The sequence below is a fragment of the Pandoraea morbifera genome, from assembly GCF_902459575.1.
GTDB lineage: Bacteria > Pseudomonadota > Gammaproteobacteria > Burkholderiales > Burkholderiaceae > Pandoraea > Pandoraea morbifera.
The window spans coordinates 1-19,551 of the sequence record NZ_CABPSD010000016.1 but is presented as its reverse complement, the minus strand read 5'-3'; the positions used below and the strand labels follow the sequence as shown (position 1 = coordinate 19,551).

The 19,551-nt window shown below is 62.3% G+C and carries 26 protein-coding genes; 12 read left to right on the top strand and 14 right to left on the bottom strand.

The window, feature by feature from the left end:
* Window position 1 precedes the first annotated feature (1 nt).
* The 12 genes from PMO31116_RS20425 to PMO31116_RS20370 all read right to left on the bottom strand — a co-directional run bounded on the left by PMO31116_RS20425 (window position 2) and on the right by PMO31116_RS20370 (window position 9,694).
* On the bottom strand, window positions 2–634 hold the full coding sequence (locus tag PMO31116_RS20425; protein WP_246185406.1) for a phage head morphogenesis protein: 633 nt from the start codon (window positions 632–634) through the stop codon (window positions 2–4).
* Window positions 603–2,174: a DUF1073 domain-containing protein gene (locus tag PMO31116_RS20420; protein ID WP_425494815.1), complete on the bottom strand. Its 1,572-nt coding sequence runs from the start codon at window positions 2,172–2,174 to the stop codon at window positions 603–605. The genes PMO31116_RS20425 and PMO31116_RS20420 overlap by 32 nt, the downstream gene beginning before the upstream one ends.
* Window positions 2,171–3,718 carry a phage terminase large subunit gene (gene terL, locus PMO31116_RS20415; RefSeq protein ID WP_150568296.1) on the bottom strand — a complete coding sequence of 516 codons (1,548 nt, stop codon included), beginning with the start codon at window positions 3,716–3,718 and terminating at the stop codon, window positions 2,171–2,173. Before terL ends, PMO31116_RS20420 begins: the two co-directional genes overlap by 4 nt.
* Window positions 3,669–4,079 (bottom strand): hypothetical protein, encoded by a 411-nt coding sequence (locus tag PMO31116_RS20410; RefSeq protein ID WP_150568295.1) that lies wholly within the window; start codon window positions 4,077–4,079, stop codon window positions 3,669–3,671. Before PMO31116_RS20410 ends, terL begins: the two co-directional genes overlap by 50 nt.
* Entirely contained in the window at window positions 4,079–5,452 is a 1,374-nt protein-coding gene (locus PMO31116_RS20405; RefSeq protein WP_150568294.1) for a ParB/Srx family N-terminal domain-containing protein, read from the bottom strand. Before PMO31116_RS20405 ends, PMO31116_RS20410 begins: the two co-directional genes overlap by 1 nt.
* A gap of 311 nt (window positions 5,453–5,763) precedes the next feature.
* Window positions 5,764–6,390, bottom strand: a complete 627-nt coding sequence (locus PMO31116_RS20400; RefSeq protein ID WP_150568293.1) for a hypothetical protein — start codon at window positions 6,388–6,390, stop codon at window positions 5,764–5,766.
* Between the two features lie 32 nt (window positions 6,391–6,422).
* On the bottom strand, window positions 6,423–6,896 hold the full coding sequence (locus tag PMO31116_RS20395; protein ID WP_150568292.1) for a RusA family crossover junction endodeoxyribonuclease: 474 nt from the start codon (window positions 6,894–6,896) through the stop codon (window positions 6,423–6,425).
* On the bottom strand, window positions 6,893–7,096 hold the full coding sequence (locus tag PMO31116_RS20390; protein WP_150568291.1) for a hypothetical protein: 204 nt from the start codon (window positions 7,094–7,096) through the stop codon (window positions 6,893–6,895). Before PMO31116_RS20390 ends, PMO31116_RS20395 begins: the two co-directional genes overlap by 4 nt.
* 2 nt (window positions 7,097–7,098) lie before the next feature.
* Window positions 7,099–7,776 carry a hypothetical protein gene (locus tag PMO31116_RS20385; protein WP_150568290.1) on the bottom strand — a complete coding sequence of 226 codons (678 nt, stop codon included), beginning with the start codon at window positions 7,774–7,776 and terminating at the stop codon, window positions 7,099–7,101.
* Window positions 7,769–8,710, bottom strand: coding sequence for a hypothetical protein (locus PMO31116_RS20380; RefSeq protein ID WP_150568289.1), 942 nt, complete (start codon window positions 8,708–8,710; stop codon window positions 7,769–7,771). The genes PMO31116_RS20385 and PMO31116_RS20380 overlap by 8 nt, the downstream gene beginning before the upstream one ends.
* Before the next feature lie 11 nt (window positions 8,711–8,721).
* The gene (locus tag PMO31116_RS20375; RefSeq protein WP_150568288.1) at window positions 8,722–9,231 is read right to left on the bottom strand and encodes a hypothetical protein; all 510 of its coding nucleotides are present in this window, start codon (window positions 9,229–9,231) and stop codon (window positions 8,722–8,724) included.
* A 67-nt stretch (window positions 9,232–9,298) separates the two neighbouring features.
* Window positions 9,299–9,694 carry a hypothetical protein gene (locus tag PMO31116_RS20370; RefSeq protein ID WP_150568287.1) on the bottom strand — a complete coding sequence of 132 codons (396 nt, stop codon included), beginning with the start codon at window positions 9,692–9,694 and terminating at the stop codon, window positions 9,299–9,301.
* A gap of 55 nt (window positions 9,695–9,749) precedes the next feature.
* On the opposite strand from PMO31116_RS20370, the gene PMO31116_RS20365 reads away from it, so the two are divergent.
* Window positions 9,750–10,220, top strand: coding sequence for a hypothetical protein (locus PMO31116_RS20365; protein ID WP_150568286.1), 471 nt, complete (start codon window positions 9,750–9,752; stop codon window positions 10,218–10,220).
* A 25-nt stretch (window positions 10,221–10,245) separates the two neighbouring features.
* Here PMO31116_RS20365 and PMO31116_RS23805 read toward each other — a convergent pair whose 3' ends face one another.
* Window positions 10,246–10,389 (bottom strand): hypothetical protein, encoded by a 144-nt coding sequence (locus tag PMO31116_RS23805; protein WP_174971601.1) that lies wholly within the window; start codon window positions 10,387–10,389, stop codon window positions 10,246–10,248.
* The gene (locus PMO31116_RS20360; RefSeq protein ID WP_150568285.1) at window positions 10,386–10,583 is read right to left on the bottom strand and encodes a helix-turn-helix domain-containing protein; all 198 of its coding nucleotides are present in this window, start codon (window positions 10,581–10,583) and stop codon (window positions 10,386–10,388) included. Before PMO31116_RS20360 ends, PMO31116_RS23805 begins: the two co-directional genes overlap by 4 nt.
* Window positions 10,584–10,674: 91 nt before the next feature.
* Between PMO31116_RS20360 and PMO31116_RS20355 the strand changes: the two genes are divergently transcribed.
* The 11 genes from PMO31116_RS20355 (at window position 10,675) to PMO31116_RS20310 (ending at window position 19,388) form a co-directional block, all read left to right on the top strand.
* Complete coding sequence (locus PMO31116_RS20355; RefSeq protein WP_150568284.1) at window positions 10,675–11,349, top strand: LexA family protein; 675 nt, start codon at window positions 10,675–10,677, stop codon at window positions 11,347–11,349.
* Window positions 11,350–11,357: 8 nt separating this feature from the next.
* On the top strand, window positions 11,358–12,332 hold the full coding sequence (locus PMO31116_RS24160) for a LexA family protein (protein ID WP_246185405.1): 975 nt from the start codon (window positions 11,358–11,360) through the stop codon (window positions 12,330–12,332).
* A gap of 390 nt (window positions 12,333–12,722) precedes the next feature.
* Window positions 12,723–13,196: a helix-turn-helix domain-containing protein gene (locus PMO31116_RS20345; RefSeq protein ID WP_080685085.1), complete on the top strand. Its 474-nt coding sequence runs from the start codon at window positions 12,723–12,725 to the stop codon at window positions 13,194–13,196.
* Window positions 13,193–13,624, top strand: coding sequence for a DUF6941 family protein (locus PMO31116_RS20340; RefSeq protein ID WP_150568283.1), 432 nt, complete (start codon window positions 13,193–13,195; stop codon window positions 13,622–13,624). Before PMO31116_RS20345 ends, PMO31116_RS20340 begins: the two co-directional genes overlap by 4 nt.
* Before the next feature lie 329 nt (window positions 13,625–13,953).
* On the top strand, window positions 13,954–14,145 hold the full coding sequence (locus tag PMO31116_RS20335; protein ID WP_115344705.1) for a hypothetical protein: 192 nt from the start codon (window positions 13,954–13,956) through the stop codon (window positions 14,143–14,145).
* A gap of 1 nt (window position 14,146) precedes the next feature.
* Complete coding sequence (locus PMO31116_RS20330; RefSeq protein ID WP_150568282.1) at window positions 14,147–14,479, top strand: hypothetical protein; 333 nt, start codon at window positions 14,147–14,149, stop codon at window positions 14,477–14,479.
* Window positions 14,476–14,619: a hypothetical protein gene (locus PMO31116_RS23800; RefSeq protein ID WP_174971598.1), complete on the top strand. Its 144-nt coding sequence runs from the start codon at window positions 14,476–14,478 to the stop codon at window positions 14,617–14,619. The genes PMO31116_RS20330 and PMO31116_RS23800 overlap by 4 nt, the downstream gene beginning before the upstream one ends.
* A 114-nt stretch (window positions 14,620–14,733) precedes the next feature.
* Entirely contained in the window at window positions 14,734–15,540 is an 807-nt protein-coding gene (locus tag PMO31116_RS20325) for a RecB family exonuclease (RefSeq protein ID WP_150568281.1), read from the top strand.
* 9 nt (window positions 15,541–15,549) lie between these two features.
* On the top strand, window positions 15,550–16,668 hold the full coding sequence (locus PMO31116_RS20320) for a hypothetical protein (RefSeq protein WP_150568280.1): 1,119 nt from the start codon (window positions 15,550–15,552) through the stop codon (window positions 16,666–16,668).
* Window positions 16,669–16,813: 145 nt separating this feature from the next.
* On the top strand, window positions 16,814–17,644 hold the full coding sequence (locus PMO31116_RS24305) for a DNA translocase FtsK (RefSeq protein WP_281350165.1): 831 nt from the start codon (window positions 16,814–16,816) through the stop codon (window positions 17,642–17,644).
* A 4-nt stretch (window positions 17,645–17,648) separates the two neighbouring features.
* The gene (locus PMO31116_RS20310; RefSeq protein ID WP_150568278.1) at window positions 17,649–19,388 is read left to right on the top strand and encodes an AAA family ATPase; all 1,740 of its coding nucleotides are present in this window, start codon (window positions 17,649–17,651) and stop codon (window positions 19,386–19,388) included.
* Window positions 19,389–19,551: the final 163 nt, after the last annotated feature.

Sequence of the window (19,551 nt, the reverse complement as noted above, 5' to 3'; positions counted from 1 at the left end):
ATCAATCCTCTGGAATCACTGGTTCCGGGTAGCACCGGCAGTTTGGGAACTGCCCAGCGTGGCCGGTCATCTTGTCGAGCGTTGGCGGTGAATCCCACCGAACGTATTTGCCATTCATCTCGGCGTGCGAGTGCCGGACGTCGCCATCGCCCGCCGTGCGCCAGATGTAGCCCTCGGAACCGACGTGATGCGCGCGCGCCTGCGTCAGCGTCGACGCACTGCGGGCCACTTCCGTCCGCGCGATCAGGTCGGCGCGGCTCTTGGCCACGTCGCCCGATCGTTGGATCTCTGCCGAAATTTCACGCGCGCGCGTGCCGTTCTCCAAGCCTTCGATCGTGAGTCGGTGCACGCGCTGCGCCGCGTCGAGCGGAATCGACTTGATCAGCGTCACCTGCTCGGCCATGAGCACACGCATTGCCTCGCCGGTAGGCGCCGAGCGCAACTCGATCTTGAGGGCGCGCGACATTTCTTCAGCGTGCTCGGCCCACGCCTGGGCGTCGCGCCGGTTCACGTCTTCCAGCATCGCGGCGGCGGTACGTTCTGCCCAGGGTGTCAGGGCCTCGGCATATCGACGCAGCAGCTGTTTGATCGTGGGGACGTACTCAGGATCGCCAGCGGGAAAGCCATTGACCAAATCGCCCACCTGCTTGGCGATCTTTCGTAGCTGGGTTCGATACCGCCCCTCGGCCGCCCTTGCCTTCACCGGATTGCGGCGGCTCTTCCGAGTCCGGTCGGCTGTTCGGGTCTGCTGCATCGTCGGGTAGGTTCCGTTCCGCAGGCGGCGGTGGTTCATCGTCTGCGTCTGCGATTTGCTCGTCGGTGATGCTGGTACCAACACCGGTGGCATGCGACGACGCTCGGATTTCCTTCATTCCGCCAGCTTGGGTCATGAGGCCAGCGTCCACGGCCTCAACGACCGCGCCGATAACCTTGGCGGCCGTTTCGGCCTTTTCCGGCGCCGTCATCTGCCACAGCGGGCGGAATTCCCACGAGAAGCCCTCGGGTGGTTCCGTCCCGAGCTCGGACCGGATAAGCACGTCGAGCAGGCGCGTGATCGGATTGCGCAGCTTTCGCTCTTGCTGCTGCGCGATGCCGTCGTAGTAGTTGCGCAGGTCGGACTCGCCCGTGGCACTCAGGCCTGCTGGCGATTGGCCGAACAGACGAACCAGCGGGATCTGCGTGGCGCCAGACAACTGCTGCCCGAACTGCAGCAGCACGTTGTCCAGGCCGGAAAAGCTGTATTGGTCGACCTGCATTTCGTCTTTCGTGTCGACGAGCGAAATGCCCTCATTCGACTGAAAGCGCCGGATCATGTCGACGTTCTTGATCAAGCCTTCCAGAGCAGGGCCACCGGCTGCAATGATTTCGCGCAGCCCCTCGACCTTGTATGTGCGCAGATGGGCCTTGTAGACCAACTGCGCCGCGCCCGCCGTCGTGCTATCGAATGCGACCAGACGGTCGATAAGCCGCTCGATGACGGATTGACCCCAGAGGTTCTCCGCGATCTTCTGCCAGTAAGGCAGCTCGACGCCGTCCATGCGAAGCACGCGACTGTAATGGATGCGCTGCCGCGTCAACGCCATGCTGTCGGCCACGACGTCGTAGTACTTCGGCATGCCCATGTCTGGCCCGAGCTCGGTCACCAGATCGTTGAGCGATGGTTGCACCAGCCAACGGTCGAGCACGTACAGGCCCTTGAACTGACCGGGCGCAATGCGGTCCGGCCGCAGTGGCGTACTGACGTCTTGCCCGTCGATCAGCATGACCGCAATGGCGCCCCCATACAGACGAGACCACTTGCCAGTTTCGTTCACGCGATCCCACAGGGACATACGCTCGATCGCGTTATTCAGCTTGTCCTTGTCGTCCGGATCAAGCTGCGAGCCGATTTCGATGCCGGCGCGCGTCATATCGTCGGCAACGGTGTCGACCATCGCGCCAACAATCCACGAGGATCGGTACATTGCCTCCATCTGCACGCGATTGCGCGAGATGAAGTCGAAGCCGTACGTGTACTGCGACGCCTGGTTGCTCGTCCCCAGGCCGACACGTGCTTCGAAGTTCTGAAACGAGTCGCCCGAAGCCCACCGCTTTCCGCTTTGAGCCTGTCGCATGGCGTGCACGGGCACGGCCGCGACAGGCGCGCGGGCCAGCTTTCGATCCTTTCGTTTCATGAGGCCAGTCTTTCCCAGGTGCTGAGTACTCGGCCACTGGCCAGTAGGTCATTGATCGCGTCGACCATCGGGTCGATCTGATCGTCGTGTGCGTGCGTGTCGTCTGGCGTGAAGGCGTCGCATTCCTGCGTGAAGTCACTCACCCAAGGTGCGTCATTCGGCACCAAGACGTAGCCGGAATCGATGTAGCTCACCACGTCCATGACGCGTGTCAGCTTGTCGCGATCGCGCTCGATCCCCTCGATAGGGATGCCACCGCTTTCCCTAATGTCCTGAATCAGGCCCGTGCCGCTCGCCTTATCTTCGACGCGCATCTTCGTGAGCGCGGCGCCGTGCGGCATGCCCATCGGAAGATGCTTGTTCCAGAAGTCGATCGCGCGACGCCGCAGTTCGGGGGCTTCCCACTTTCCACGGATCTGGTCGATCAGGTAAATGCGGCCATTCTTGCCGAGGCCCCAGCACTGGAACACGCTGTAGTCGTTTCGCTCGGCCGTCTTCTGCGCCGTGTCGGCGAAGATCATCCGCTTGACCAGGTCAGGCAGGACGTCGTATCGGCCGAAGTTGGCGCTCTTGATGATGCCGCCGCCCAGCGGGGATGGGCGTTGCATGTACTGGCCGCTGAACACGTACCGGTCGGCCTTCTCGCTGGCGAGTAGGTCTTCGAGCGGTTCCTTGTAAGGCCAGTAGCTGAACCGCCCGTCGTCGTCGCGATCGTCGACTTCGACCATCTCGCGCACGCGCGCGGGCAGACGCTCGACGTACTCGTCGGTGATCAGCGCCGGGATTTCGATGAACTGCCAGTCGCCCGGGACCTTCCCGGACTTGATAAAGCCCGTCGGATCTTCCTCTGCGAGGCGCTGCATGATCACGATGATCGGCGTGTCCGGGTTGGCCTTCCGGCTCTTCACCGTGGACAAAAGCTTGCGGTTCGCCTTGTCCCGATTGGTCTTGCTGTATGCGTCTTCGACCTTCAGCGGATCGTCGATGATGATGGCGCCCTGCCACCCTTCGGCCATGTGGCCGGCTCGGAAGCCTGTAATCTGGCCGCCCAACGACACAGCGTAGACGCCGCCCGCCTTCTTGCCGTCGACGACGACGTTCCAGCGCTTTTTCGACTTCGCGTCATCTGCAATGGCCAGCGGCCAGAGCGCCTGGTACTCATCCGATCCAACGATCTCGCGGGCCGTCTCGCTGTTCAGCAGCGCCAGATCGTCCGAGTACGAGATGTGCAGGAAGCGCGCACGCGGATTCACCGCGAGACCGCGGGCGATCAGGTTGATCGCGACGAGCTCAGTCTTCGACGAGCCCGGCGGCACGTTGATCACGACGTTCTTGAGTTCGCCGTCGATCACGCGCTGCACCGTGTCGGCGATCAGCACGTGGTGCCAGTTGACGCGAAACTTGATGCCCTGCCGGTGCTTGAAAAAGTACCGGCTGAAGAACAGGTGATCGCGTTCGCACTTCGCTTTTATGACTGCCCGCTCGACGGCAGGGTCAATACTCGTCCTCGAGCTTTGCGACGGTGGCTGCGACCTCTCTTTCATCGACGACGGTTGTCCGTTGTTCCACGGGGCCGCCGTCGGCCCCCGTGTGCTCAAGCCGCTGCGGCGGCTCTTTCCAGCCTGCCCGGACCTTCATCCAGAAGATGGCGGCTGCCACGGCGCCCTTGCCGGTTCCGGTCGCGTGCTTGAACAGATTTTGCGCAACAAGCGAATTTGCCTTCGTCGCGCCGGTGTCCAGTTCCATACGGAAGTGTCGACGCAGTGACTTGGGGTCGAGCGACTTTGCGGTCTGTGGGTTGATGACTTGCAAGGCAATGTCCTCGTGCGGCACACCATAACCGGCAAGCGTTTCGACCAACTTGCGGTCCGCCGCCGTGGGCACGAAGGGTTTGCGTCCAGCCATCACTCGTCAGGTTCGGGAAATTCAACGTTCGTCATATCGACCGTGCCGCACGCGGCGACGGCCTTCTTCCAGTCGCCCTTTACGAACACGAGGACGTTCTGGTGGACCTTGCCCAGCTTGCGGCTCGATGCAAACTGTTTGCCTGCGCGGATTGGCGCGCTGCCCAGCGCCGTGAGCAGGATCGCTTCGTTGTAAAGCGTCAGCCCGGCGTCGAGGAAGGCGGCAATCGTGTCGGACACGAAATTGCGATAGGCGCCACTGCGCGCCCGGACATCGCCCACAACGAAGCAGGCGAAACGGTCAGGCTTCAGCAGCGCCGCCGCGCCCGTGACGACGTCCCGGTACACTGCAAGGAATTCGGGGTACTTCATCGTGGACAGGTCTTCCGGCCTGTCCGAGTAACGTTCGAGGTCAGCGTATGGCGGGCACGAGAAAAGGAAGTCGGCTTCGACGCCCTTAAGCGCCTGGCCGATCTTCCGGCTGTCGCCCACCGTCCACGCGGGCGCCGGATCGTCCGGCGCGATCAGGTGAAGCTGCTCGCGGTTGGCCGCGACCTGCTCGTCGCGCAGTTCCATGCCGACGTACTGACGCCCGAGGCGCGCCGCGACGATGCCGCGCACGCTGCCGCCGGCGAACGGATCCAGCACGATCCCACCTTCCGGGCAAAACCACCGGTAGGCCAGTTCGCACAGCACCGGGTCGAACACACTGGTTCGGTGCTGAGCCGTTGCGCCGCGTGCCGCCTTCTGTGCCTCGCTGGCATCGCCGTATGCTGGGGCGTCGCGGCCGACTTCGGACTGGATGCCCAGCGCCAGCCAAGCTTCCTTACGTTCCTGCCACGCCGCGGCGCGGGCGTCGAGCGTGCTGAACGGCGGCACCATGAATAGTTCGGCAAGCGCCCCATCCCCGCCGGGACCGGGTTCGCCGGGATCCGTGAATAGTTCGCGCAACTCAGCGTCGCTGAAGCCGATAACCGACAGGTCAAACCCGTCAGCCTTCAAATCCGCCAGTTCGGCCGCGAGCAGCCCTTCGTCCCAGCCGGCATTCAGCGCAAGCTGGTTGTCGGCGAGGATGTAGGCACGTCGCTGAGTGGCGTCGAGGTGCGACAGGTCGACCGTCGGCACCTCGAACGGCTTGGGGCACATGGCGATGCTCTCGCCCGCTTCCCACATCCCCGTCGCCGCTTCAATACGGCCATGCCCGGCGACAACCCCGCCGTCTGCGATCAGGACTGGATTGGTCCAGCCGAACTGTCGCAGCGACTCGCGGATCTGCTCGATCTGCGCCGCGCTATGAGTGCGCGCATTGTTCTCGTACGCGGCCAGTTCATCGGTCGATCTGTAGACGATCGCGAGTTGGCCGGGCTTTTTCATAGGCGGGAAAAATGAGGGGCTACTGAATTGGGTACTTCCACGCGCCCCCGCCGCTCTTCACTCACAGGAGGTATGGAGTGGCGACACGTGACGCGTTGCCGGGGTTGTTTCGGAAAGGATCGGGCACTGGCCGGCTGGCCCGGGCAGCGGTGTAGTGGCCTATGCCCTGACGGACGAAGCGGCCGACGATGAATCGCTGCGCGGAATGCAAAAAGCCCGCGTTGAGCGGGCTTTGGGTGTACTCGCGGTGAGTATGGGCGAATCTTAGGTGCTTTGTCGCAAAACTGCAAGCGCTTTTTCGTTCGAAGTCCTTACGCTGCAACGGACTGCGCGAAGTCGCACGTGGGACGGTTTGCGGCGGGCACCACCCCGTGCAGAACGAAACCCGATTCGAGTCGCGCGACCGCCAGATTTTCGAGTTCGGTAAAGCGCCGCGCCATCCACTTCGCGGCACGGAAAGCCTTGTCCTTGGTCACCTTGTGCCGCTCGGCCAGATCCCGAATTGACGCCCCTTCACGTTTGGTACGCGGCAGGTAGTTCCACACGACCAAGTCCTCCAGCAGCCCAACCGCCGTGATGCCGCTCGACTTCCGCGACCAGACGGCCAACGCCTTGATACCCCTCACCTTCTCGTCACCATGCGCGAAGCGCGCGAGCACCGCCGCGTATTCAGGCGACGGCAAGCGCGTGCGCGCTGCATCTGTGATCATGGCGCACTGAGCGCGATATTCCTCAAGCGTCAGGCGTTCGGGATCAAAGTCCCCCTGCGGGCCACGCAGCTCGTTCAGCCACGCTTCCTGCGCTCTCGTCGGCCGGTCGAGGTCCTCGAGGATCCGAATCAGCATGTTCCGGAAGGGCGCCTTTTGGCGCGGCGGTAGCGACAGAACGAGGTACGCCACGTGTAGCGCCTGTCGCGTGTCTTTAAATGCTTCGTTCATTGGCCTGTTCCCCCGTCAAAAGTGCCAATCCATCACGCCGCTTCCAGCGGCAACTGCTCGACCTGCACCCGCACACCGGGCGTCAGGCTGTAGCGCTTGCTGATGCGGTATTCCACCGCCTGGGCGTCGTCGTTCCAGACGATGCCGTTCATTCCGTCCTTGACCGCCTTGAGCACGTTGTCAGCGTCGGGCTTCTTCGTGGCCGCCACCTTCCCGGCCACGGCCGCCGCCTGCTTCTTCTTCGACCAGCTCGCCGGGATCGTGAGTCCGATGTCGAGCCACAGTTCGACCGGGCCGTCGATCGGCGCGGCACCCGCCATTGCCTCGCCGGCGGCCAGCTTCACGAGCGTCTCGTAGTTCACCGTCTTCTCGGGCGTGTACGTGCGCACGAAGCCGCCCTGCCGCGCGAACTTGGGGCGCCCCTTCGCCACCGGCTGGCCGGGCACGGAGAAAACAACCCGGCGCAGAAGCCGGGTGTCGTCGAACAACAGGCGGTTTTCGGTCATGCTTTCCTCGCTGCCCATCGGGCCTTCACTTCGTTCTCAATCTCGACGGCGGCCGCCGCGCCCAGTTGCTCGCGCCACCTGGCCAGCGTCTCGCGGCGCATTTCGACCTTCGGCAGCGCCAACAGGTGCCGGACGCGACAGCACGGCTTCGTGAAGTCGAGGCGTCCGGCATTGGCGAGGCACAGCGTGCACAGGTCCATCGTCAGCCTCGCGGCGAGCGCTGCGCGCCCTTCTCTGCCCCTCGCGCGTACGCGAGGACGGAATCGGGGAGCAACTTCGCCACGGCGTCGGGGCGATCTGCAACCGGGAGCAACGCCTCGCGCGTACGCGAGAGCGAGCGTTCCGAGCGCCCCTTGCATCCCGCCAGAATCGTGGCGAGGTGCGCACGGCCTGTCGCCTTGTCCGTCACGGCTTTGCCGGGCGCAGGCAGCGCGGCCATCGCGGGCGGAACGGGCGGCACGTTGCCTTCTCGCCGCACAGCCTCAAGCGCTGCGCCAAACCGCTTCACGAGCAGCTCGCGGCCGAGGTTGAGCATCGTGTGTGCACCGACGCGCTGGGCCGCCCAGTACACGACCGGGTCCGACCAGACATCGTCCCCGCCATAGCGTCGGCGGTTAAGCTGTGTCACAGCCTCGTCGAGTAGCGCATCCACATCGGCCGGCGGGCAGATCTTGGCGATGATGTCCGCCGGTCGAGGGTTAAAACTGCCTCGCACGGGATCCTTGAGGTGCGCAAAGAACGCGACACGTACGGCGCTCAGCGGATACGGCTCAAGCGCCTTGAAAAATACGGCCTTGGCACTTGCGGACATGGGCTTTGAGCCGTACGAGCAAACCGTGTCGAGCACGGCGACGAACTCGTCGAAATCTGCCTCAACCATTGATCACCTCTCGCTCAGGCTTGCGCCCGAAAAGCATTTCCTTCGCTGCGGCGTTATCTGCCTCGATCTGTTGTTCTCGACCCTCGTGGCCTTTGGGCGAGGCACGCGGTGCGCTCGAGCTGGCCAGCACGCGGTCGACGTATGCCGGCAGGTAAGCGATCGGTTCGGTCGCCTCGGCGTATGCGCGCTCGATGGCGTGGCGCATCCGACCGAGCGTGATATCGGCATTCACCCATGCTGTCGCCAACGGGACGAACTTCCGCCGATCGTGCTGGCTGCTCACAGAGACCTCGATGCCGTACTCGGCGCCGAAGAACGTCGCCCATTCGGCCGCGTTGGCTGGCACGTACGCATCCGGAAGGCTGCGGATTGCATCGTCGCCGCTTACGGCGATTGAAGTACCACTACCTTTTGATACTCCACTCCCTTCCACTCCACTCCCCTCCGGGGGTGAACGGTCGTCGAACACTCCCCGTTCATTCGACGACTGTTCGCCGAACATTCCCCGATCATTCGTCGAACGTTCGCTGTCAAATCCGTGATCGTTCGGCGAATCTTTCGATTTCATGCGGGTTTGACGGCGTTTCGGCGCACCAGAAGGAACTGTGCCGTCCGGCAGTGGGTGCTTGAACGTCGGTTGGTCAATCTTCTGGTGATGCCAGCCCGTGACGATCCAGAATCGCTGTCCGGCGACTTCATACTCGTCGAGCAAGCCGACGCGAAGCAGTTCGTCGACCATTCGGCGAACATCCGCCGAAGTCAGATCATCCGCCGGGAATACCTCGGCCTTCAGGCGCTTCTCGTTGGCCGAGTGAATTCCCGCGTCGTCGCAGAAGTTCCACATCCCGATGAACAGGATGCGTGCGTCGCGAGACACGTCCATCACCTGCTCGGACGTCCAAAATTCAGGTTTTACTGAGCGAATTCTTGCCATTTTTCCCCCGCCTACGCGGTGCCATACAGCGCCGCAACCAGTGGATCACGACGAACAAGCCGCCCTGTCTTGATCGCATAGCGTGCGCGGGCACGCGCGTTGCGCGCGGCTGTGTACGCAGGATCCTTACTGGCCCGCTGCTTGTAGCGCCGGTCCACCACTTCGGGCGGTATCGGATCTGGTTTGAGTGCGTCAACGCCGGCACCGAGCGCGTAGCGGGCAGCCCATACGCCGGCAGGGGCGTAGCGCGCCCATCCGGCGATGTGAAGCTCGCCGGCGGTGTAGCGTGCGCGCAGCTGAATGAGGACTTGGCGACGCGAGAAGCCCGTCACCATGGCCAGAAACTTGGAATCGGCCATCGGCACCTTACGCAACTCGCGCTGGATCGCTTCCCACGCGACCGACCGATTCGGGCGAGGCATGTTGATCCGGTCGGGCAACCCGAGTCCATAACGGGCGCGCTTCTGCACGGCGACTGGTGTACGGTCGGCAGAACGCGCCGCAATCTGCTTGATAGACATGTGCGTTGCCCAGAGCTGCACGAGCAAGGCGTCCTCTTCAGCGCACCACGCTTTTCGAGATGCCATGTCAGTCCCCCAACGAGTGCTTCAGCATCACGCGCATCGCCTCGTACTGGGCACGCGGAATGGTGATCGTGTCACCCGCCGCAGCCGGGCCCTCACAGTCTTCCGGGATCAGCGAAAGATCGAGCCCGAGGAATGCGAGGAGTTCACAGAACTTGCCGAGTTGCAGACCATGGCCACGGTTGTTGTGGAAACGGCTGAAGTTCGACCGCTCGACGTTGATCGCATCGGCCACGGTTTTCTGCAGGTGCTGCGCAATCAGGCGCCTTACCACAAATTCATTTCGGTCTGCAACATTCATCGCATGCTCCCAGTTGCGATTCGCGATCGATACGATGGCTTTCAAGAAAACGAACGAGGCGGCGCCGCAGCGCCGAACTGAAATGGCGAGAAACTCCACCTGCCGTAGAATCCTTGGCTCCTACACCGTTGACGCCACAGCAAGGGAGTCCCTCTTGAGCTTTGATCTTGCGAACACCGTGACAGCCGTCGCAACTGCCGTCACCGGGATTTACGCGGCCATGCAGTACCACTTCATGCGAAAGCAGGCCGAGCCACACCTGAGTGGTTTCCTTGAATCGAGAGAAGATGGCTTGCTGCTTCTGGAATTGCACGTCTTCCCGAGCACGCTTCCGCTCAAGATTCACCGCCTGACAGTCGACGGGTGCAAACTCAGCGAAGCAATGCAGCCGATCAATACACGAGGACGTCTTTCCTTCGAACCTGCTCATAGTCCGGAATCCAAGTCGCTGCCGCTCGACGTTCGCGTCCCTCCCGAACGGGTATCTGGCGAGTCAGTCACGGTGCGGGCATTCGCTGCTCCCCTGAGTTCACGCAACTCATTTCTCATCTCGGTCCATACGCGATTCATGTGCCTGCCAGTCAAGTACAGCATCGAGCTCAAGGCAAGAAGCGCCAGGGCGTAAAGCGCAATAGGGACTTGGATGCACATCATCGACGCCCCCGGAACTGTTTCGGATCGTAGTAAGGACTGGGCGGCCGGCGGTCAGCGCGATGCAGCCGCCATGCGCTGAACAGCGCGACGACGGTGCCGAGCAGGCCGATGCGGCGACGGATCGGGATGATCTTTCTCATGCCGGATTCGGTTCGCACGCTTTAGCGGCGGCGGCAAGCAAATCCGGCTTGGCGTGTTGAAGCGTCTGAAGGCGCGCCTTCGGAATTCCGGTTTTCTTCCATTCGGACACCGATGGGGGTTCGATATCGAAGAATTCGGCCGTTTTCGTTGTTCCGCCGAAGAGTTCGATGACAGCAACTGCGTAGGCATCCATCACTGGCTCCGATGACAATTTCCCGGAAGTTTAGGATTTCCTTACTTTTCAGTCAAGGAATTCCGAAGTCTCATTCTGTTAGGCTTACCTAATGTCTACACTCGCTGAACGTCTTACCGAATGTTTCGAGGATTCCGGGGCCAAGCCGGCGGAACTCGCACGCGCGTGCGGAATTAAGCAACCGTCTATCAACGACTGGATGTCCGGTCGCACGAAGAACATCAGTGGTGAAAACTTACTGCTGGCCGCTCAGTTTTTTAAGGTGAATCCTTGGTGGCTCGCTACAGGTAAGGGCCACAAAACCCTCGATGGCGGGACATCAGGCATCGGGAACGTTATGCCTGCGTCCATAGGGCAGCGCCGTATCCCGCTTATCAGTAGTGTCCAGGCCGGGAGGATGACTGAAGCGCTCGAGCCGTTTCCTCCGGGTGCGGCGTTCGAATACCTCCTGACTGACCTCGATCTGTCGGATCACGCATTCGCGCTGGAAATCGAGGGCCAGTCGATGGAACCCGATTTCAAGGAGGGGGACCGCATCATTGTCGACCCGGCACTGCAGCCGCAGCCCGGCGACTTCGTGGTCGCGAAAAACGGCCGAGAAGAAGCGACCTTCAAAAAGTACCGGCCCCGCGGTATCGGCCAGGGCGGCCGAGAAGTGTTCGAGCTCGTGCCGTTAAACGACGACTACCCGACCATCAACAGCGAGCACGAGCCGGCTCGGATCATCGGCGTGATGGTCGAGCACCGCCGATATCGCCGGCGATAGGCGCTGACATGACCACGAACGCCAACACCTTCCCCGCGGCGACCCAGGCATGCGAGGGCCTCGCCCAGCGCATTACAGCTATTCTGGGCGACGGTGGAATCACGCAGGATGCGCTCGAGGCGGCGGCTGGCGTAGCACCGGGCACCGCGGCAAAATGGCTTTGCGGCGAGCTGCTCGATATTGGCCACGACCAGGCCGCACGCCTTCAAGAAGCGTACGGCTTCAATATGTTTTGGCTGATCACCGGCAGGGGAAATCAGCGCATTCCTTCGCTCATTGGGCCGGGGCAAAAGCCGGCCCCGAAGTACCTCAATTCTTACCCCCCGGAGAGCTTCACAGCCAGGCTGCACTACGCGATGGGCCTGCGCGGCGTCCGGCAGAAGTCGGATATCGCCGAAGCCAGCGGAATCAGCACAGCAGCCGTTTCCCTATGGTTCAACGGCTCTGCGGACGCGGTCGACGACGAGAAGGTGGTCGCGCTGGCGAAGTTTCTGCGGGTTGAACCCGAGTGGCTGCGTGACGGGACTGGCCCCATGGATGGCCCGGTGAATGTGCGCCCCGCAGAAGTGGGCAAGCGACGCATACCGTTGATCAGCAGCGTGCAGGCAGGACTGATGCATGAGACCGTGATGCCCTTCCCTGCCGGCAACGCGTTCGAGTATCTACTGACAGATCTGGACCTGTCCGAAAGCGCTTTCGCGCTCGAGATCGAGGGGCGTTCGATGGAAACCGATTTTCGAGAAGGCGACCGGATTCTCGTTGATCCCGCAATCCGGCCCATTCCCGGGGACTTCGTTGTGGCCACCAACGGGCGCGACGAAGCGACGTTCAAGACCTACCGACCACGTGGTGTAAACTCCAGCGGCATCGAGATATTCGAACTGGTGCCGCTGAACCCAGACTACCCGACGATCAGCAACGAAGGCGAGCCGTTGCGCGTGGTCGGGGTCATGGTCGAGCACAGGCGATACCGGAGACGGTGATAGCGGTCTGGGCGGCATGCAATCTTGAAAATTATATGTTATAAGCTATAATGACAAGAGTAAGGCTCCACAGGGAGGCCAACGAGGACATCCAGAAAATCAAGTTGACATCGCAGAAAGATGCTGCGATGGCGCTTCTGATCGTCCGCGGGTTGATTGATGACCCTTCACCTCTCGAGCATTTGACCACACCGGACACGATCTGGCCCGGATTAGGGTTTGACTATGAAGTCACTCAATTCCAGTTCTTCCACAAACGCGGTCACGACGTATGGCGCATAAAGGCATATGACGCTCCTGGCCACACATTTCCTTACAGGCTTATCTACTTCTACGATATCGAAGCAAAAGACTTCTACATTGTGGCGGTAGTACATCGGAGCCTAGATTATGAAAATGACCCCGACACGTGCAAACGTATTCGTGAGCTTTATAAGCGACTCGGGCTCAAAGTTCACTGAATTCGCTCCGTCAGCGACCAGTGAACCCTTTGCTCTAGAGTTCAAACAAACGAAGTTCATTAACACGCTTCCAGACGACGAGTTCGTTGATATTGATGCGGAAATCGCCGCATTCGCGAACGAACCAGGTGGCCGAGAAGCGTTGGCGGCGGCGGCCTCAGACTACGAGGAAGTCAAGCGCCTAGAAAATTTATCCTTGCGCGAATTTCGTCTCGACCGTGGAATCTCGCAGACGCAGTTGGCGGCCCTCGCATGCATGAAGCAACCCTCCATTGCGAGAATTGAATCTGGCCGCGGAGATCCTAGGCTTAGTACATTCGTTCGCCTTTCTAGTGTTCTCGATGTTCCGCTATTGGATGTGGTTGGCGCATTCGTGCAGGTTTGCAAGCAGGAGAACAAATGAGTGGCCGTCACATTGAAGCAATATTTTGCGATGACATTCGCAACGAAATCGGGAATAAGATGTCATTCATGGGCGTCTACTTAAATGACATGCATGTCTCTGATTTCCCCATTACTATCCCAAAGCTTTGCATTTTTGCATCCGTTCACACAGCGATAGAAAAGCCATTTAAGGAGCTTGAACTCGTAGTGCGAAAAGATGGAGAAACTATTAGTTCGATTAAGTTTGAACCAGAGTCTCTCGTCCTAAATGCGACAAGTCGTGAGGGATTCGCCCCTCCTACGCGCGCGCACGCCGGCGCAGCTCTCATATTCTCGCCATTCCAGTTCGACGGCCCCTGCCGTTTAGACGTTGTGGCGATTACAGAAGAAGGCGAACTAACTGGGCCCAAACTGTACGTTACTAAGGCCCTCGCCCCAGCGACTTGACTCGTACGCCCACATCTATCAAAAGCCCGCCTCGGCGGGTTTTTTCTTGCCCGACTCCCACAAGCCCGCCCTGAGCGGGCTTTTTTGCGTCCGTCTGCCGGCAGCCCAGACCCATTCCCCAGAGTCAACTTAGGAAATCCGAAAATAAATTAGGAAATCCTATTGACCAAAACTTAAGGATTTCCTAATATTCACTCCAACGCAGCACACAACCCACCCCAATCCGCTGACTGACGAGTCATGACGCGGGGTCGCCGGGCCGGGAACCGGTAGCTGCGTCAGCCGCGCGAAAGCGCATTCGGAAGTGAACGCACGAAGGGGCCAGCGCGATGAACGTCAGCTACGTCGAGAGCATCGAGGAACAGCGGTATCAGACCTCGCTCGACGTGGCCGACGATCTGGCTGCCTACGCGGAAGAGCACGGCCTGACGATCGGGGAAGCGCGCGACGAGCTGCGCGACCCCGACTCGATCAGCGGTGATCTGCGCCGCCTGCTCGTGCGCCGTGCTACGGGGGAATGAGATGAGTGGCAAACACACGCCGGGTCCGTGGACGATCTGGACGAGCAATTCGTATCGCCGAATCGTCAGCGATACGACCCGCCGCGAAGTTCTGTGCGGCACCGTGCAGCGCAGTGATGGCTGCCCCGATCTCCATTTCCCGAACGGTGGGCATGAAGGGCCAGACGCCCGTCTGATCGCGGCCGCGCCGGAATTGCTGGCCGTTGCCGAAATGGCGCTCTCCTACATTGAGGCGGTGTGCTTCAACACGCCGAACGAGAAGAAGCGTAGGAACTACGCCGACGCCGCTTCGCAGATCCGCGCCGCCCTCTCCAAAGCACGAGGTGCCGCATGATCCGCCTCGCCCTCGACTTCAGCCAGTTCTGTGGCCGCGTCCTCATCGTCCTGGTCGTCCTTGCCCTGCTCATCGGCGGCGCGAAGTACTGCGTCGACGCCGAAGCCAGCGAAATGCCGGTCTACGGGAGGTCCGCATGAACGATCCCCTCTTCCACGAATTCGTCGAGCGCATGCGCGCTCGGGGCTGGCGGCTGTCGTGCCGCTGGTCCGGCAACGATCTGATTTTCGTCCGCATCCACTGAGAGAACCGCCATGCAAAGCATCTACACCGTTCGCGCCTCGAGCTGGGGCGCCCTCTTCGACTGCTCGTACCGATGGGAAGGAATTCACCTGCTCAAGCTGCGCAATGTCGTCGGCCTGCGCGCGGCACTGGGCACCGCCATCCACGCGGGCACTGCCGTGTTCGATCAGGGCCGCCTGGATGGCGCTGGGCTCACCGCTGACGACGCCGCCGGCGCGCTCATCGACAAGCTGCGCGATCCGGAAAACGAGTTTGATCCGTCGCAGGACGATCTGACGATGTCCGAAGCCGAGCGCATCGGCATCACGCTGCTGACGAAGTACTGCCGCGAGGTGTCGCCGCAATTCGAGTTTGTGGCCGTGGAAATGGAAACGAAGCCGCTCGACATTGATTGCGGCAATGGCGTCATCGTTCGCCTGACCGGAACCATGGACCGGGCACGCGTACGCCGTACTGCCGAAGGCGTAGGCATCGCCGACCTGAAGAGTGGTTCGGCAGCCGTGCAGAAAGGCGCGGCCGTGACGAAGGGCCACGGCCCGCAGGTGGGCACGTACGAGCTTCTCTACGAGCACTCCACGGGCAATGTGATCGGCGACGACGCCGAAATCATCGGCCTCAAGACGAAGGGCACGCTCGAAATCGCCACCGGCACGATCAAGAACGCCAAGCGCGCCATGCTCGGCACCGAATCGACGCCTGGCCTGATCGAGTTCGCGGCCGACATGTTCAAGACCGGCCGCTTCTATCCCAACCCGAAATCGCTGCTGTGCTCGGAGAAGTACTGCCCGCGCTACGCCGCCTGCCAATTCCACGACTGAGACACGACCATGAACGCACCAACCACGCTGGACAATCTCCGCTCGCCCGCGCCGCGCGAAGCCAACCTTCCCGCCGTCACACCTGGCTTCAGCAGCCTGCAATCCTTCGAGCTCATGCAGCGCGCCGCCAAGCTGCTTTCCAGTTCTACGCTCGTTCCCGTCGCCTACCGCGCGTGGGACGAGAAAAAGGGCGAGAACCAGAACGCGCTCGCCAATTGCGTCGTGGCGCTGAACATGTCGCAGCGCATGGGCGCCGACCCGCTCATGGTGATGCAGAACCTGTACATCGTCGAAGGCCGGCCTTCGTGGTCATCGCAGTGGATCATCGCGGCTATCAATGGCTGCGGCCGATTCTCGCCGCTTCGCTTCGACCTGAAAGACCTCGGCCCGAAGGAAGTCGAGTATGAGGTGACGAAGTGGGTGGACCGTCAGCGCGTGACCTCGAAGCATAAGACCACCGTACAGAACCTCGAGTGCGTCGCCTGGGCGGTGGAGAAGGAAACCGGCACGCGCATCGACAGCCCCAAGGTTTCCGTCGAAATGGCGGTCAAGGAAGGCTGGTACGGCAAGAGCGGCAGCAAGTGGCAGACCATGCCCGAAGTGATGCTGCGCTACCGCACCGCCAGTTTCTTCGGGAAGCTCTATGCCCCCGAGCTGCTGATGGGCCTGCAAACCGTCGAGGAAGCCCAAGACATCATCGACCTCAATCCCGATGGATCGTATGTCGTGCAGTCCACCACGATGAGCGAGATGCGCGCCAACGTTGCACAGCCGGCCACGCGCGACGAGCCTGCCGACGCCGTCGGCGACCAGGCGCCCCAGCCTGGGGCCGCCGCAGACGATGGCCAGCAGCCCGGTCTCGACATCGATGACCGCGATGATGCCGATCGCGATGGCGACGCCCCGACGTTCAAGGACATCAACCGCGAGCTGCTCACCGCGTCGACCGTCGAGGAATTGGACCTCGCCCGCAGCATGATTTCGGGCCTCACCGACGAAGCGCAAAAAGCCACGCTGAATCAGGTCGCCGCCCGCCGGGTGCGCGAACTGATGAAGGCTGACGACGAGCCGCCCGCCGCCGCACAGACGACCACGCGCCGCACGCGCGCCCCTCTCAACGCGGACTGAATACCTCGCCCCGGTACGGCCCGCGTAGACGGCTAGCGCGGGAGGAAGAGCGTCGCCGCGCTGCCGGTTTCACGCTGGCGCGGCGGGCAGATTACCCACAGGAGAACGCATCACCATGAGCCACTCGCCCGAAATGAAAGACACCATGAACATGACCGCCACCACGCTCGGTAAGGATCTGCTCGGCGCGCTGGTGCAGGAAATCAAGCTTCTGCCCGACGTATGGGTGAAGCTTTCGCAGAAGAAGCAAGACGACATTCTTGACCGACTTCGCAATCGCGTCGATGCGTCGGTCAAGATGGCTGTACACCTCATCGCCAGCCAGGGCCGCGTGGTGGTAGTCGGCGATCTGGATCAAATCACGATCAAGGATGGCGCGAAGGCCGTGGTGAAGATCGGTAAGTCGGCCACCGCGCTGCACGAATTGGCCGAGGCCCAAGGTCAGGCGGTGCTGCTCGTTCTGTCCGGCGGACACGAGTCGTACACCTCGGGCATGGACGAAGTTACCGGCGAGTCCGATCAACGCGCGTTCGACCTCGGCAAGGAATACACCGACCAGGACGGCGACGGCATGCCCGACGATATCGTCGATGCCGAGGTGAAGACCATCGAGCACCAGCCGCTGAAAGAAGAACTCGACGCCGCGTTCGACGAAGGCTATACCGCCGCGTCCGAAGGCAAACCTGAAAGCGATTGCCCGGTCGTGGCCGGCCCTCTTTGCATCGAATGGGTGAAGGGTTGGAAGGCATGGCACGACGAGCAGGCAATCGCAGCAGATCCGCTGTATGACCAAGCGGTGAAGCATGTGATCGAGACGCAGCAAGCATCTATTTCGAGCCTGCAGCGCCATCTGCGCATCGGGTACAACCGTGCGAACCACATCATTGAGCGCATGGAAGCCGAGGGCATCGTCAGCGCACCGGACGAGACTGGCACGCGCACCGTGCTGCGCACGACCGAGGAACAGGAGGGATAAGGCGATGCGGCTCACCCACATCCACGCCACCAACTTCCTCGGCATCCGCTCGGCCGACGTCGAGCTGCGCACGCCGGTCGCCCTCTTCTGCGGGCCGAACGGTGCTGGGAAGTCGAGCATTCAGGACGCCGTACGCCTGGCCCTCGCTGGCGAGAGCGTGCGCGTGGCGCTCAAGAAGGAATACGGGCGCCTGGTACACGACGGCGCAGAGTCGGGATCCATCGTCGTCGTGGCCGACAACGGGCGCGCGAATAACGTCGCGCTGCCCGGCGGGAAGATCACGCAGACGATCCCGGCCGATCCGCGCACGCCGTTCGTGCTCGACGCACAGCGCTTCGCCAGCCTTGATTCGAAGGCCCGCCGCACGTTCTTATTCGACCTGATGGGCGTGACCGTGGGCACCGATGACGTGCGCAAGCGCCTCGCTGCCCGCGGCATCACCGGCGACAAGGTCGATGCCGTGCTGCCACTGGTGCGCGCCGGCTTCGACGCCGCGGCGACCGAGGCGCAGTCGAAAGCCACCGCCGCAAAGGGCGCGTGGCGCGCCGTCACCGGCGAGACCTACGGCAGCTCGAAGGCCAGCGGTTGGACGGCAAAGGCACCGGAAGGGGCCGAGCATGCCGCCGATCTCGCCGCCGCGCTGGTCGAGGGCCGCGAGACGATCGAGAACTTCGACCGCGAGTGCGCCGACCTTCAGCAGCAGCTCGGCGCCATCGACGCGGCAGACCGCCAGCGGCAACAACGTGACGCGCGCGCCGCCGCACTGCGCGAGGCTGCCGCCAAGCTGCCGAAGGCGGAACAGTCGCTCGAGCGCGCGCGCGCCGAACTGGCCGAATTCCTGCCGAAGGTCGAAGCGCTGCGCGCCGCCGCCGGCGGAAAGGTCGACGGTATGCCTTGCACCTGTCCGGAGTGCGGCGCCCTGCTGCGCTACCTCGCCGGGAAGCTCGCGGCGGACGCACCCGTCGAGCGAAACGAGGATGCAGTCGCAAGCCTGCCCGAGTACGAAAAGAGCCTGGCCGTGTTGCAGAACGCCATGAAGAGCCGCGAGGCCGAATTCGACCGCGCGCGCGACGCCGCCGCGCAGTTGGAACTGGTGATGAAAGAGTCCGCCGAGGCAGCGTCGGACGATGCCCCGGCCCGGGCCGACATTGAGCAGGCGCTGACCGAGGCCAAAGCGAGCGCCACCAAGGCGCGCGAGATTGTCGCGGGCATCGAAGCGACGCAGCGCGCGATCGCCGACGCCGGCGAGAAAACGAAGCGCGCCGCGCAGCATCACACAGACGTTGCAGCCTGGGAAGCACTCGCCGACGCGTTGAGTCCGGTCGGCATCCCCGCTGATCTGCTCGCCGAAGCCCTCGGGCCGATCAATGCCCGCGCGGCAGAACAATCCGACGCCGCGGGCTGGGCACGCGTAGCGATCGCGGCTGATATGTCGATCACCGCGGCCGGTCGCGATTACGCCCTGCTGTCTGAATCTGAGAAGTGGCGTGCAGACGCCTTGATCGCCGAGGCCATCGCCCACCTGTCCGGCGTGCGCGTGCTGATGCTCGACCGCGCCGACGTGCTGGTCGGCGCCGAACGCGACAACCTGCTGTATTGGCTCGACGACCTGGCGCACGCCGGCGACCTCGATACCGCTCTCGTGTTCATGAGCATGAAGGCCGCGCCCGGCGCCATGCCGGGATCCATCACCACTTTCTGGATCGCCGACCACTGCGTCGGTGGATCGAAGGCGGCAGCATGACGCGAACTTTCGAACAATGGGCCGAATCGGAAGGGCTCGATATGTCGGTCGACTGGAAAGGCGAACTCGCTTCGCCGGTGACTGCTGGGGCGCTGCGCGGATGGGAAGCCGCACAGAGCGCAGGGCAAGAGGCGGTGGCGTGGCCGATCATGAAGGGCGTCGG